Source organism: Candidatus Accumulibacter sp. ACC005, assembly GCF_907163215.1.
GTDB lineage: Bacteria > Pseudomonadota > Gammaproteobacteria > Burkholderiales > Rhodocyclaceae > Accumulibacter > Accumulibacter regalis.
On record NZ_CAJQUB010000010.1, the window covers coordinates 120,283 to 135,280 of the forward strand.

At 70.9% G+C, this 14,998-nt stretch carries 9 protein-coding genes; all 9 read right to left on the bottom strand.

Features of this window, described 5'->3' with window-relative positions; all coding sequences use genetic code 11:
- Positions 1-23: 23 nt before the first annotated feature.
- The 9 genes from QZ613_RS12230 to QZ613_RS12270 all read right to left on the bottom strand — a co-directional run bounded on the left by QZ613_RS12230 (position 24) and on the right by QZ613_RS12270 (position 14,948).
- Positions 24-446, bottom strand: a complete 423-nt coding sequence (locus QZ613_RS12230) for a hypothetical protein (RefSeq protein WP_291982680.1) — start codon at positions 444-446, stop codon at positions 24-26.
- Positions 443-2,251, bottom strand: a complete 1,809-nt coding sequence (locus tag QZ613_RS12235) for a DUF4157 domain-containing protein (protein WP_291982682.1) — start codon at positions 2,249-2,251, stop codon at positions 443-445. Before QZ613_RS12235 ends, QZ613_RS12230 begins: the two co-directional genes overlap by 4 nt.
- Before the next feature lie 251 nt (positions 2,252-2,502).
- Positions 2,503-4,497, bottom strand: coding sequence for an ATP-binding protein (locus QZ613_RS12240; RefSeq protein WP_291982684.1), 1,995 nt, complete (start codon positions 4,495-4,497; stop codon positions 2,503-2,505).
- Positions 4,494-6,128: a hypothetical protein gene (locus QZ613_RS12245; RefSeq protein WP_291982687.1), complete on the bottom strand. Its 1,635-nt coding sequence runs from the start codon at positions 6,126-6,128 to the stop codon at positions 4,494-4,496. The genes QZ613_RS12240 and QZ613_RS12245 overlap by 4 nt, the downstream gene beginning before the upstream one ends.
- A gap of 4 nt (positions 6,129-6,132) precedes the next feature.
- Positions 6,133-11,079, bottom strand: coding sequence for a hypothetical protein (locus QZ613_RS12250; protein WP_291982689.1), 4,947 nt, complete (start codon positions 11,077-11,079; stop codon positions 6,133-6,135).
- Between the two features lie 16 nt (positions 11,080-11,095).
- Positions 11,096-13,195, bottom strand: coding sequence for a hypothetical protein (locus tag QZ613_RS12255; protein ID WP_291982691.1), 2,100 nt, complete (start codon positions 13,193-13,195; stop codon positions 11,096-11,098).
- A gap of 46 nt (positions 13,196-13,241) precedes the next feature.
- Positions 13,242-14,219, bottom strand: coding sequence for a hypothetical protein (locus QZ613_RS12260; protein WP_291982692.1), 978 nt, complete (start codon positions 14,217-14,219; stop codon positions 13,242-13,244).
- Complete coding sequence (locus QZ613_RS12265) at positions 14,216-14,614, bottom strand: hypothetical protein (protein WP_291982694.1); 399 nt, start codon at positions 14,612-14,614, stop codon at positions 14,216-14,218. The genes QZ613_RS12260 and QZ613_RS12265 overlap by 4 nt, the downstream gene beginning before the upstream one ends.
- 22 nt (positions 14,615-14,636) lie before the next feature.
- On the bottom strand, positions 14,637-14,948 hold the full coding sequence (locus tag QZ613_RS12270; RefSeq protein WP_291903178.1) for a hypothetical protein: 312 nt from the start codon (positions 14,946-14,948) through the stop codon (positions 14,637-14,639).
- Positions 14,949-14,998 lie beyond the last annotated feature (50 nt).

A 14,998-nucleotide genomic window follows, 5' to 3' on the forward strand; every position in this document is an offset into this window, starting at 1 on the left:
CATGTTCAACATGGACTCGGCTCTCAGGCGCTGAAAGGGGGGCCAGCCAGCGCCATCAGCGCCGCGCGCACGCGTGCGAAGGCCGGCGGCGCCGCGCTGCGTTCGATCGTCACCGAATGACGCAGCTCGCCCAGGGTGGCGTCGATTTCATCGCGGAAACCGTCGCGCCCCGGGGTCACGATCTCGTCCGGCAGCGCGAAGAAATCGCCCTCAAGCAGCGCGTCGACCAACTGCTGCTGCTGCCAGCGGTCGAGGCGCCGCAGCGCTTGTTCGGGCCAGGGCGCGCTCCACTGGCGGCCGCGCGGACAGTCCCGCGTCTCGACGTAGGCGAACAGCTCACCGGCGGGCGTCACCCGGATGCGCAGGTTGCCGCGACAGCTGATCGCCTGAATGCGGCGGAACTCGATTTCGGGCTGCGCAGCGCCCGAGCCCACCCGGGTGCTCAACTGATGCTCCACTCGGATTGAGCGATATCGGGCGCGGTCATGCGCCCGAGCGCCTCCCACAGGGTCACGTAATGGCGCGGCAGCACGTCGATGCCGTTCGACATCTGGCTCGCGGTATCGACGCCCCACACCGCCGGCCCAGGCACCCCGGCGGCAGTGACCAGCCCGGAATAGAGCGTCTGCTGCGCGCCAAGCACGCCGGTGGTGTTGTTCTGATACTCATCGGGCAGGCCCAGCATATGACCGAACTCGTGCTCGCCGACCGAATAGCGGTTGGAGGTATAGGTCGTCTCGAAGGCGTGATCCACCGATATGTCGGCCCGGCGGTTGGCGGCGTCGCCGGCGGCACCCACCGGCCCGTGGCCGAGGACGCCGATCGGCTGCGTCACACCCAGGCCGGCAAGGAAGCTGCGCACGGCCACCGCGCGCCTCTCGGAGAGGTCGACGTTATGCGTGGCGTCACCGTCGAGACTGGCGAAGCCGTCGACCTTGAGCGGGATCAGCGGATCGGACGGGTTCTTCTGCCTGGCCGCAGCGGCGAAGGCGGTAAGGGCCGGTCGTGCTGCCGGAGCGATGACATCCGAATCGTTGCCGAACAACACCGGTGAAGCCGCCGCCGCGGCGAGTGCGCTCTCCAGGCGCTGGCGCTCGGTGGTGGCCACGCTGCCGCTGTTGAAGTTGGGCTCTTCGCGCACATCGGACTGGTAGAGGGTGGCCGTTGCCGGCCGCTCGGGATGCGCCACGTCGGGATCGTTGGTGGCGGACTTGTAGTCGATCCCCGGTCCGGGACTCTTGTGTACCGTCGTCACGTAGTGCGCCGAAGCGTCGTCGGCGACCTCGACCGGCGTCACCAGCGGGATCGCGCGAAAATCCCAGCAGGGCTTGGTCGAGGTCATCGTATGCTGGGCGCTCCAGCGCGCCGAGACACGACCGATATAGGCGCTCTTGAAGTCCGCCTTTTCCGTGTCGCTCCAGAAGAAGCGGCTGAGGTCTTCGCCAGCCATGCTGCGGCTGATCCATTCAAGCATTCCCGGCGCGTTGTCGGCCGAGACGAAATTGAACTTCATCTTCACCGTCACCGGCATCAGCCCGACCAGCGGGAAATAATCGGCGTCGAACATGCCGAAGGTGGTCGAGGGAATATAGCGCTCGAGGTGCATATGGCGCAGCGCGAAGGCGTCACGGCGCACGCCCTCTTCCGGCGTCAGGCAGGTGCCGAAAAGGCTGTCGAAGAGCGGCGTCGGCGTTGCCGGAACGCCTGCCGGCAGGGGCACGCCGGCGTCGGTCGGGCCAGCAGCGGCAGCGGCCGCGAGCGCTGCGTCCGGAGTTGCACCGGCATCGGCAGCAACCCCCGCGTCAGGCACGCGAGAAACGGTATTGGCTGTGCCGCCGCTGACGACATGGGCGAGTTCGTGCGCGATCAGCCGGCGCCCGGAATCGGACTCGGGTTCGTAGCGGCCGGGCGCAAACACGATGTCGTTGCCGAGGGTGAAGGCGCGCGCCGCCAAAGAGCGCGCCATGCTTCCTTCGCGCGATCCGCTGTGCACCCGCACCGCATCGAGATCACGCCCGAAACGCGGCTCGAAGAAGTCGCGCGCGGACCTGTCGAGCGGGCGACCCGAGCCCAGCCCGGGCAGCGACGCCGACAGCGGCCCGGCCCCCTCGGCCGAACGCTGGATACCCGAAGCGCAGCTGGCACAGGGCGCCTGCGGCGTACAGCCGAGGCATCCGTGGGGCGCCATCACCGCGTCGGCGATGCGCTCTGCCTGCCGCTCGCCGGCATCTTCCGGGCGAGAGACTCTCATTCCGCGCGCCGCAAGGAATCGCGGTGTGCCGGCGGCGCGTGTTGCCGTCGTGGACTCGGATCTGGCGTGCGCGGCTGAGGAATCGGCCATCCTGCCTCGTGCCTGTGTCGTGAATGTCATCGTCTGTTCTCCAGGATTCGCCTGCCATCAGTTCCTGCAAGCCGACGAGCCCATCGGGCCGGTACAGTCGCAGGCCCGGAGCCTGCCGGGCCGAGCTGCATCGGGCCGACGGCGGCGGTCGAGGACAAGGTTCATCCACTGTCTCCAACGCCGGCCGGCATCTGCTTGCCGAGCTTGCGGTATTCGCTCGCCAGGGCGGCGCTCAACTCGGCCTCACCGAGGGCGACGCCCTGCGCACCGGCCAGTGCCGCGGCACCGAGCACCACATTGCGGATGTGCCCGCCGGGGAGATCACAATTGGCGGCCAGCCGATTGAGCGCCACGGCGTCGAGGGTATTCGACTGCCCAAGGTGGGCCAACCACAGGGCCCGCCGCTCGACCGGCCCCGGCGCGAGGAATTCGATGATCGCGTCGAGCCGGCGGGTAAAGGCCGAATCGAAGCGCGCCCGGCTGTTGCTTGTCAGCAGGGTGATGCCCTCGAAGCTCTCGATGCGCTGCAGGAGGTAGTTGGTCTGCTGGTTGGCGAAGCGGTCGTTGGAGTCCTTGACGTCGGTGCGCTTGCCGAACAGAGAGTCGGCCTCGTCGAAGAGCAGCACCACTTCGGCATGCTCGGCGCGGCCGAACAGCTCGGCGAGATTCTTCTCGGTTTCGCCGATGTACTTGCTCGTCACCGAAGCCAGGTCCACCCGGTACAGCGGCAAGCCAAGCCGGGTGGCGAGCCAGCCCGCGGCGAGTGTCTTGCCGGTGCCCGAAGGCCCGACCAGCAGGGCGCGGACGCCGGGCCTGTAGCGCGCCCGTGCGGCCAGCCCAAGCGAGGCGGCCAAGGTGTCGCGCAGGCGGCAGCGGGCGACCAGCGAATCCAGCGCCTGGCGCTGCAGCGGCGCCAGCACCAGTGCCTCGTCGGCGATGTCGTCATCGAGGAGCTCGGCGAGCGCGCCGAGATCTGCGCCGACCCCGTTACGCGCCACCTGGGCGACATGCGCCACGCCGGGCGCGGCGCCGACGCGTGCCGCGGCCGAGCGAGCCGCCTGACCCAGTTCGGCGATGCGGCCGGCGCCGTGACGGTGATGTGCAGCGAGGCGATCGACGGCCACGTCATCGCCCAGCGCGGCGCGCCACAATCGGGCACGCTCTTCGGCCGGCGGCACCGGCAGGCGCCACTGGGCGACCGCGCCCGGGCCTTCGATGCTGCCTTCGAGTCCGGTGGCGACGAGCATCGGGCCGGCGTAGCCCGGGATCCCGACAAGGCGTCGCCGCTCGCCCGGCGCCAGCGTCACCTGCCAGACCGGCAGACGATCCTGCAGCCACAGCCACGGTCCCAGTCCGCGCGGCGGCTCGCCCTCGTAGAAGGCCGGGCGGCGCCCGCTCGCGGCAGCCACCGCAAGTGCTGCCGCGCGTACCTCGCCGGGCACCGCGCTGCGCAGTACCAGCACCAGGGCGCCGTCCTCGCGCAGGCCGGAAGCCTGGTTGCGCGCCGCCGCCAGCGTCGAATCCGGCAGCATTGGCAGCACCCCTTCGGCATCGCCTACCCCGTCGAAGCGACCCGCGTAGCCGGCCAACGCCATCACCAATGGCAGCGGTGTGCGCACGCTGCGCTCGCACAGGGGCCGTTCCTCGGGCTCGAGCTGAACCAGGCCGCTGCGCCGCGCCGGGCCTTCCGCGAGCAAGGCCAGCGCGTGCACTTCGCCGAGCCGCTCGCACAAACTCGCCAGCAGCCCGAGCGTGGGGCGTGCTCCGCCGACCGGATGCTGCAGCCAGATAAGCGAGCGCGCGGCCATCGGGACGAGCTCTGCAGCGCAGGCGAGCGCGGTGGCCAGCGTTTCGGGCAAGCTTAGTCCATCGCGAGCGGCGAGTGCGTAGAGCGCACGGTCGGGCGCCGGCGGGTCGGCAAGCCAGGCAGAGATCAGTGCCTGCACCGCTGCCTCGCGACCCCGGGCCGCGGGAGCCAGACTCGCGGCACAGTCATCGGCCAGGCGACCGAGCGCTCCGAGCCAGGTCGCCTCGGCCCCTTGCGCCGCGATGCAGTCGGTGGAGAGCAGCGCGAAGGCCAGTTCGGCGAGCCGCGGCAGGGCCACCCGATGTTCTGTGCCTGGGCTCGCCGCGGACAGATGCTCGGGCCGGTTCATGGATCGTCCCGCCCGTAATGGAAGCGCAGCACCCGCCCCAGCCAGGGCACCCAGCCGGGGTCGATGTCGAGGCCGGCGCGGCGGACACGCAGGTCGACCGCGTCGATGGCTTGCCAGACATCGACGTGCGTGGCGGTGATGGCAATCCTCGCCGGACGGCAGACCAGCGAGTAAAGACCGATGCCGACATCGCGGCGCAAGAGCCTGCGGCAACGCCCAAGCCAGCGCGCAACCTCGCCATCGGCCTCGCTGTCGGCCTCTAGCGGCAGAGCACACAAGAGCCACAGCGGGTCGTCGTCGGCAATCGGCAGTCGCCGCAGCAGGGTCGCGAAGATGCGCTGCGGCAGATCGTTCGGCCGCGCGTCTTCACCGATGGCGTCGGCCACGCCGAGTCGGGTGAGCAGGGGCACCAGGAACAGCAGGCCGCCAGCGGCGGTTGCCGCGTCCATGCGTCTCGGCGCGGCGCGGTGATCGATGGCCGGCGGAAAAGCGTCGGCGGGCGGCGCGGGTAACTCGTTGCCGGCAGCCGGCGCCACCGCCTGCGACCGCGCCGCGGCGGACTCGCTGGCGACGACGACCTTGCCGGCATCGGGCAAACAACCGGCAGCCGGCAAACGACCGGCAGCCGACGCGCATGGCCCCTCGCTGTCCGCGCCCGCTTCCTGCGCCACGGCGAATGGCGCGGGGCCGGCGCCAGCCTCACCTGCTCGCGGCGAGTCGGACGCTGTCCTTGCCGACGGCGAGGCCGCTGGCGCTGCCCGGCGAGCAGCGGGCGAGGGAGGATCGAAGGCGTCTCCTTCGGCGCGCCATTGATCACCACCCCCATCGCCGCCGGGATGGCCGGCGACGAGCCTGTCGGCGAAGGCTTCGTCGGCTCGCTGACTAGCGCCGCCGTCGTCCCGGCGAGCGTCTCGATCGCCGGCGACACCGCACACGGCAGCCATGCCGAGCAGCCAGCGATGGCGAACATCGTCCGGGCCAAGGCGTGCGGCCGACCAGTCGAGCAGAGCCTGCCAGCGTGCCGGCGCGACGCGAGACGGCGGTTTGCGAGCGCCATCGCACGCGGACTGCAAGCGGGCGATGTCGTCGCTCTGGAGTGCCAGCAGGAAAGCAGCGCCGCCAGCGCTGCCAGCATCCTCGCCGGCGACCAGTAGCGCGAGCCAGCACGGCAGGGCTGCCGGCGCTTCCGGCAAGGCGGCCAGCGACAAGGCCAGCAGACGCAGCGCAGCGCCGCGGCCGAGCGCGGGCCGATAGCCGTTGACCAGCAGCGGCCAACACCACGCCCGGCGCGGACTATCGGCGAGGAGAAGGCGTGTCAGCGCAAGATGAGCGCTCAGCGCATCGGCGAAACGCACGGCCGGCGCGGCTGCGAGTGCGGCGTCGTCCACCACGCTGCCATCGACGGCGATCGCCGCGCGGCAAACGGCTTCCAGGCGCAGCGCCACCTGCTGCGCTGACGCCGCGGCGGTGAACGGCGGCAGGCGCAGCCGGCGCAGCAGCAGGAGCTCGGCACCGTCGCCCGGCAGGCTGGCCGTACGCAGCGCGTCCTCGATCAGGAAGCCGGCGCGGCGCGCGACGGCATCGGCCGGCGCGCGGATCGACAGGCGGCGGACCGTGCGCTCGGCGAACATGCGCTTACCTGATCTTCACGCTGGCCAGGCGCGCGCTGCTCATCGCCAGCGGGCTGTCGGCAGCGACGAACTGCACCCGGCTCTCGGCAGCCAGCTCGAGACGGTTGCCCTCGACGTGCAGCACGGTGGTCGACACCTCGCTGCTCGCCAGATCATCGACCCGTGCTCGCGCCACGACCCGATCGCCCTGGTACACCAGCGCCTGCATGCCGACCCTGAGCTTGAGGCCGTCGCTGACGCGAATCGGCAGGCGAATGCCGGGCAGCGCCGTCACCGGCGCCGGCAGGCGGCCGGAAATGATGCGGTTGACCGGTGCGTGGCTGGCGAGCAGCAGACACATGTGCACGACGTCGTTGATCAGCGCCGCGGCCTCGCTGTCGCCGGTCTTCATTTGCCCGAACAACCAGTCGACGTAGGCCTGCAGCTGTCGCCGCGTCGGGTAGTCCAGCTCGGCCCAACGGGGCAGACCGGCGAGGTTTCTGAGCTGCGGCGTGGCGTCGAACTGCGACAGGCGTTCGGCCCAGTCGAGACGAATCGACGGCAGAACTTCCGAGAAGGCCTCGTGCAGGCAGCCGGCAATGCGCGACATTTCCTCGAACACCCGGGCGGCCTGGCTGGCGACCGCGCCGCGGCCGTGCTCGCCGTCGACCAGGTCGCCGAGCGAGACCACTTTTTCGGCCTCGGCGCGCGCGCCCTGCCAACCCAGCCCGGCGATCAGCAGCGGGTCGATGCGCGTCGCCGCGACGCGCAACTGCTGCACGGCGGCGAGCTGCTTGCCGTGCAGCGCGGCGATCGCCCCGGCGACGCCGCGCACGGCGCTCGCTGCCGGCTGCGCCGCCACCCGCAGGTTCATGATCTGGCTGCGCAACTGGGCCGATTGCATGGTCTTGACCAGCAGATCGACGCGGTCGAGCTTGTCGAGCAGCGCCGGCAGTCGCGCAAACCAGCGCGACGGCGCCTCGCGCACCACGGCCAGCAGATCGGCGAGTTCGTCGGGCGCGTCCTGGTGCGCCATCAGGCACGCCGGCACCGGCGCTTCGAGCAGGCCCGGATCGAGCTGGCGCATCGGCGCCGGGCTGATCAGCTCGGCCTCGCGCGGACGCTGATAGGCGACGAACTTGACGTGATCGCGCAGGATCTGCGCCCGGCGATCGTTGATCGCCGCCAGCCGCGCCTCTTCTTCGCCGATCAGCGCACGCGTCACGGCGACGTCGTGGCGCGCCTCGGCGAGATCCTCGGCGACCCCCTGCAAACCCTGTTCGAGTGCGGCGGCCTGGGTCCTGAGGCTGGCGAGCAGCGCCTCGCTCAGCGAAATCGCGTTGCGGTAGAGCTTGATGCGCCCTTCGAGCTGACGCATCAGCGCGACGGTGTTGTCGGAGAGATCGGCGCCATCCGAGAAGTAGGCCGACTCATCGACCTTGCTGCGCCGCGGCGCCTGCAGCATCAGCGGCAAGCGCCAGCGCTGGTTGAGCACGGTGCGCAGTGGCAGGCTGCGGCGCAGGCTGTTGAGCGTGTTCTGCTCCGCCGGGTCGCTGCTGTCGACGATCGGCAGCGGACGGTCGGGATTGTCCACCTCATCCGCGCTGTCGTAGAACAGCGCCGGGTCGCCGCGCACGCCGTGGAAGGCGATGCTCTCGAAGAGCCCGGCGCTGTCGCCACCGTCCTCGGCCTCGAGCGCGTCGGCGAGCGCGATCAGCGCGCGCACCGCTTCGTAGCGCGTGGAAGTCGTGTAATCCTTGGCCTCGTTGGCTTTCGGCGCCTCGAGCCGCTCGGCGATACTCACCGTGCGCACCTCGGCCCTGCCGACCAGCGGCGCGGCGTTGGTGATGTCGAAGGGCACGAAGCTCGTACTGCCTGCCAGGAGCTGGACGCTGGTCGCGTCGCGTACCTGTGCGTTCCGGACTGCTGGCGAACTGTCGGCAACGTTGAAGGTGAGCCCTTCGGCCTGGAACAGCGCCTGTGTACCCGGCGAAGAGAGATTCACCGCCTGGGCGCCGCCGCCGGCAAATGCGCTGCCGCCGGCCAGCGCGCTGCCCCCGGCTCGTGCCGAGGCGACCGGTGCGGCAGCGGGCGAGCCACCGCGCGGCGCGGCCGGAGCGTTCTTGAGCTCGTCGAAGAAACCCGCGATGCGCTCGCTGGAAGCGACCGCCGTCTCGGCCTGGGCAATGCTCGCCAGCGCCGGCGAGATCGCCAGCCGGGTCGCGGCGGTGGTGCCAAGGACCAGCTGCCGTACGCGGTAGATGTCCGTCTGCACCTTGACGAAGTTGTAATCGACCAGATCGTCGGCACGGTCGGCGCGACTCTTGAGATAGGCGACGAAACCCTCCACGCCGAGCTGGAAGATCTGGTAGCGCTCCTGCGCCGAGAGATGAGCGAGCGCCGGATTGTCGTAGAGGCGCAGCGCGGCCTCGACCTGGCCGTTCACCGCCGCGGTGGTCGGCGCGCGCAGGTCGCGCGCCTGCAGAAACTGCCACACACCGCGTTGCTGGGCGCCGGCCGGCAGCGCGCCGGAGAACCACGGCCGCTCGACATTGGCCGCCGACAGCGCGCCTGCGTGGCCGAAGGCGGCGGCGCCGTCGAAGAAGGTGAAGGCCATGCCGTTCAAGGCCGCGCCGGCCAAATTGACGCCGCTGGCGGCATCCAGCGGCACCTCCAGCCGCAGCCAGCGACCCGGCCGCGGAATGGCGCCGATACGCCGGCGCGACGCCGTTCCTTCCGTTCCCCAGCTGATGCGACTCAACCCCCAGTAGGCGCGGTGTTCCCAGCTCGTACCGCTGCGCCACTGCAGCATCAGCTGCGTCGGCGGATTGTCCGGATCGACGAAAACCCAGACATAGAGCCGCTCGCCGGCAACCGCCGTGAAGCTGGCGCCGGCATTCTCGAAGAAGTGCTGGTGCAGGCCGGCCTGTGGCGGCTCCGTATGACCGCCCTGCCCGCCGCTCTCCGGCGCGCCGCTGCCATCGACCGGCAGTACCGCCGCCGAGGCGTCAAACGGCGCCCACAGATCGTTGTGGGTCATGAAGTCCCAGCGCTCGTCGCCATTCTGCTGCGCCGCCGTGGGAAGAACGCTGCAGAACCATTTCCTCGGCGCACCGCCGCTGGCGATCGCCCCGGTCATCGCGAACGCCGCCTGACCGTCGTAGAGCGTGAACGCCATGCCGTCGGCGGCGAGCCCCTCGAGACCGACCAGCAGCGCCGGCAGGCGCAGCTGCACCCACTCGCCGGCTGTCGGCAGATCGCCGACGCGCGCGCGCGCGACAGTGCCATCGGCACCCCAGTCGATGAGATTCTCGCCCCAGTAGGCGCGGTGGTCCCAGTTGCCGGCGTGCCATTGCAGCATCAGCGTGCGCGGCGGACGGTCGGGGTTCAGGTACACCCAGGCAAAGAGCTGCTCGCCGGCGGCGACGCTCAGCGTCTCGGTCGCCGCTTCGAAGAAATGCTGGTGCACGCCGGAACGCAGCCCCGAGCGATGCCCGCCGCCGGCCGGTGGCGGGCCCCAGGGGGCAAGCGTTTCGGCCTCGAGTGCTTGCGGATCGTCGGCCATCGCCGGCACGGTCAGCGCCTTGCCGCTGATCGCCCGGGCCAGCACCGACGCTCGCGTGCGCAGGCCCTGGCGGGCGCCGAGTGCGCGCGAGCGCTGCAACTGGAAAGCGGCGAGCGTGCTGGCGAATTCCGCGTCGATGACTTCACGGATCAGCAGGCGCGGCTCGAACACCGCCTGCGGCACCGGTACCAGCAGGCGCACGCGCTCTCCCAGCGCCAGGTCGAGCGGCGCCAGCGACGCCGCCTCGGCGAGTGCGGCATCGAGTTGCTCGCTCGGCAGCGGCGCAGCATCGAGCGTGAAACTGGCCGGGAAGAAAGCGCTCGACAGGCGCTCGAGGTCGACCACATGCGCCGGCAGGAGACCAAAAGGCGGCAGGCGCACGTAATCCGCCGCCAGCGTCGCCGCGTCGGGCACCGGGTCAGCGGCCGCAGCAATCTGCTCGGCGAGCTGTTCGAAGCGCGCTTGCCACAACGCCGGCAGCCGCCAGTGGATGCCGAGGCTGTCGGCGGCCCCCCCCATACGCCCGTAGCGGGCGCGACCGCCGCTCCGCACCACGCTGGCGCGATCGAGGAACAGCGGCGTCCAGTCGCTGGCGCAGGCGACCAGGCCGATCGGCACGCCGAAGGCCTCCCAAGGCAGGGTCTCGTCGGCAGCGAGCATTCGTTCGGCGTCGAAGATGCGCCATGCCAGCTCGTTGCGCCAGCGTCCGGGTGCGCCGGACGGCAGCGGCGGCAGGCTGACGAACTCTTCCGGCCAGGCGTACCAGAGCAGGCGCGCGGCGTCGCCGATGCGCCAGTCCTCGAAGGAAATCACGTTGCCCTTGCCGCAACCGTCCAGCGCGCAGGGGTCGCTGGGATCGAACTCGCCGATGCGGTCGGCGGTGACCGGTTGCAGGAGCAGGATGCCGACCCTGGGCAGCGCATCGGGCAAAGCCGCGACCACCGTGCCGAGTGTCGGGCCGACGACCTTGGCGGCGGTGCTGGCAAGCTCGTCCCCCCCCTCGCCACCGGCGCTGCCCAGGCCGGCAAAAGCCGACCCGTCGGCCACCACCGGCAGATCGGCCAGCGCCACCTCGAGCGCCTGCAGCACGCGCACGTCCTCGCCATCGACACTCAGGCCCTGGCCCTGCATCAGCGCCAGGCGGGTGCCGGCAAGCCCCCCTGCCGTGTTGTTGAACAGGGCCGTCTCCAGCCCGCGCACGACGCCCGGCGTGTAAGCCTGGCCACGCAAGGCGATGTGGCGGGCGGCCCAATCCTGACGAGCGGACAGCGTCGGCGCGGTGAGCGTACGGCCGGCAAACAGGTTCGGCCGACGCAGCCACCAGCGGCTGGCGTCGGCGGCATTCTCTGGCGCAAGGCCGACGACATGCTCGCCAGCCAGGGGTCTGTCGATCGGTGTGATGCTCACGATCCACCTCCTTCAGTCATTTGCGGCTGCCGCCGGTCTTGCCGGTGGCCGGGCCGGTGCTTGCGACGGACGCCGCCTTGCGACGCTTGCCCGATGGCGTGGTGGCGGCTTTTTCGCCGGCTGCGGTGTCCTCCGGGAGCGGCGTGTCCGGCGCAGCCGCAGGAATCGCCCGCGTCTTCGCGGCACGCGAGTTCGCCGACGCGCGCGGCGTCAGCGTCGCTGTCGTCGCTGTCGGCGGTCTGGTCGTCGGCGTCGTCGCTATCGTTGGTCGGGTCGTCGGCGTCGTCGCTGTCGTCGGCCTGGTCGTCGGCGTCGTCGCCACGGGCTCGGCCGGAGCGAGCGGCTGCGGGCGCAGGACCGTTCCCGCCAGGCGCGAAAGCTCGGCAGTTCTCACCGTTGCAGCTGCGCTATCGGCCGTGCGCCAGTCGCCACCATCGGCAATCGCGGTGAGCGCCGTCGCGCTCGGCACGGTGTCCGGACGCGCGCGTTCGAGGCGGAGCAGGCCGTCGCCGACGCCGGGCGCCGAGAGATCCGCTGCGACCCGCAGAACGGCCGCCTGGTCGAGCGTTTCGGCCTGGCCGAGTTCGCCGAGAGCAGCCGCGGTGAGGCTTGGCGACGCGGCGAAGCGCGGGCTGGCCAGCAGGCTCTGGACTTCCAGCGCGGCGCGCGGCGTGGCGCGCTCGAACACGCGGCTGCTGGCGACGTCGAGGCCCAGCGCGGCGAGCCGCGTCGTATCCGTGCCGATCGTCGTGACGGTCTCACGACCGGCAAGGCGGATCGCCTCACCGGCCAGATCGTCGCGATAGGCGAGATTGCGCCGACGCACGAACCACAGGTTGGGCAGCGCCGCGAGCCGTGCCCACTCGGCGCTCGCCGGGTCGCCGGTGTCGACCGGCAACGGCAGGCGCGGAATGCGCAGCTGCTGCAGGATTTCGAGCGGCTTGCGGGTGGCCACCAGATTGATCGCCGCCGGGCGCAGAGTGCGCGTGCGGGTGGCCAGGCGGCTGCTCACCGCCCGCCATTCATGGCGAGGAATCGGCGCGAGCAGCAATAGCGAGGTCGATTCGAGCGTCGCCGACGGCGCCTCGAGGTCGATCGGCGGCAGCGACAGCGACTCCTCGACCAGCGCCGGCAGTTCGTCCTCGGGGATGATCGAGAAATCGACCGCCATTTCGGGCGGGAAATAGCGCTGCGTGAAATCGCGGCTGTCGATCATCCCGGCCGGCACCGGCCCGGCCGACGGCAACAGCGGAAAGTTCTCGCGCGCCGCAAAGCCGCGCCCGCCGCTGCTCAGCAGGAGGTCGGCGAGATGGACCTGGTGCTGGATCAGATGCGCCAGGCGCAGCGCGCGCGGAGCGTAACCGAGACCCGGCAGGTCGGCACGGTCGGCGCCCAGTTCGCGGCGCACCATCGCCTCGTCGACCCACGCCACGACGTTGTTGGCCAGTGCCAGCATGGCCAGCGGCAGGACGTTGGCCGACAGGCCGCGCGCGCCGTCGCCGGCAAAGATCGCCGCGGCCGCGCGGCCGCGGCGGGCGTTGAGCGCGTCGGCGGCGCCGTCGTCCTGCCACGGCACGAGGACGATCGCCGTCGCTTCGACGACATCGCCGTCCTCGACGCTTCGCTGGCCGGTGATCGACGTCGGGTAGGCGCCGGTCGGGGTGTCGGTGTATTCAACGGGGCGCAGCGCCAGAACGAACAGGCCGGTGCGATTGCGCAGCGGCGCCTGCGGCAGCTTGCCGAGCCCGAAGCGTGCCGACAGCTGCTCGGCGCGCGGAATGTCGGCGAGGCGCAGTTCGATGGCCCGCGGCAGCAGCACCAGTTCGCCGGCGGCGGTGACGCCGTGCCCTGCCGCCACGTTCACACGGTCGCCAGTGCTGCCACGCTCGACATCCAGCCCGCTGGCGACGCCGCTGCCGGCGGCCTGGCCGAGGTCGGCCTCGCGGGTAAGGATGTATTGCTGGTCGCGGATCAGATCCCGCGCGGCCAGGAAGCGACCGTCGAAGTAGCGCGGCCGTTCGCGGCGTGGATCTTCGATCAGCGCCCCGGCGTCCTTGAGCCGCGCCACCTCCGCGGAGCCGAGGGTGGTGCGGGTTTCGCCAGTGGTCAGATTCATGACTCATCCTCCAGAGCGCCGCTTGGCGCGCCATTGATCTTGCTGTTCATCCGCCCAGCCCGAGTGCGCCGGCGAGCATCCCCAGGTGCGGCAGCACGCGGCGGCCGCCGTTATCGACGATGGCATCGCCGCTGCGTGCCGGCGGGTCGCCGGCCGCAACCGGGACAAAGACCCGCGCCAGGAACACCGCGGTCGGGTCGAGTCCCGGCGGATGCCCGGGCGCCGCCGGCAGCTCGCCGGCAGCATCGCTGCCACCAACGAGATCCGGCCAGCCGTCGAGGACCGCGTCCTGCAAGGCGTCGCGGCGCGCTGCCGGCGCGAGTGCAGAGAGGTCGCGGTCGTGCTGTGGCAGACCGTTGAAATCGTCGTCAAGTCCGTCGCCGCGAAGCACCAGATGGACCTCGAAAGCGTCCCGCAGGCGCGACGTCTGGACCGCGTCAAGAGCGTCGAAAGGCCCATTGGCGAAGGCTGGCGTAAGCGCCTGACGACAGGTCACGAAGCGTACGAAAACGTCGGCGACAACCGCCCGCGCGGGCAAAGCCGGCCCGTCGGCGATGAGTCTTGCGCTGGCGAAGCGCGACGGGTTGTCGAGCGCGGCGAGGCGCAAACCGTCACCACCGTCGCGCGCCAGTTCGCCGTCGAACCAGCGCGTCAGGCGCAGGCAAACCGGCCGCGGCAGTTCTACCAGGCGACCGATCCGGTCGACCGCCAGGCCCGGCGCGATGCGAACTTCCTCGACCGCCTCGCCGGCCGCCGGCACCTGGCGCACGCGCAGACCGGCCAGGGTGCCGCCGGCAAAAAGGCCGGCCGCGCCAGCGGCAGCGGCATCAAGGCCCTCGGGCAGGCGCCGCGCGCCGGCGCCGCTGACGAAGGCCAGCGCACGCGCCAGCCGGTTGCGATGGTAGGTCTGCTCGTCGGCAAAGTCGCCCGCGTCGAGGAGCATGCCGGTGGCGTAGTGCGGGCGCGCCGCTTCGGGCAACGCGTAGAGCGGGTCGTCGGAAGGCGGGCGAAGGGGGCTGTTCATGTTTCGCTCCTCGGTTTGGCGGGCTTTCGCACCCTTGTCTTGCGCGCTTCGGCGGGTGCACGGATCGGCCGAACAACGGGGGTTACAACGGGGGTGACGACGGGCCGGACCACCGGCGTGACGACCGGTGTCACCCCCGGGGTAAGGGGTGGCCGAGTCGTGACGGGCGGGCGGGTGACCGGCGGCTCGGTCAGCGGTGGCCGCGTCACTGGCGGCTGCGGCTCGACGATGACCTGCCGGGAGATCACCACATCGACCACCTCGGGCGCACTGCGACGCCCGTCGTTGCTCACCACCACCAGCTGGAAGCGGTGCGTGCCGACCGCCAGGCCGGCGTCGACCAGCACCACGGCTTCGGCGGTCTCGACGGTGCGGCCTCTGACGAAAGTGGTCATGGCATCGGCTCCGCCTGCCTGCTCAGGGCTGGCCCATGTACGTCCATTGATAACTCACCACGCGGCCACCGCCCGCGTCGAACGATCGGCTGCCGTCGAGGTTGAAGCTGGTTGCGAAGTTCACGCTGCGCGGGGCGTTGAGCACGGCCGTCGGGTTCTCGGTATCGGCGACGATAACGATCACGTCATCGGGAATCGAGCTGTTGCCGGAATCGTCTACCACTACCAGACGAAAGGTGTGGCGCCCGAATGGCAACGCATTGTTGGCGGACAGAGTGACTTCGACGGTGGGGGTCTCGGTCCTGACTTCCTGGTTGATAACGAATTCGGCCATGTGGGTCTCCTTGGATCGGGTTGAGCGGCCGGCGTTGTCGTCGACCTTGT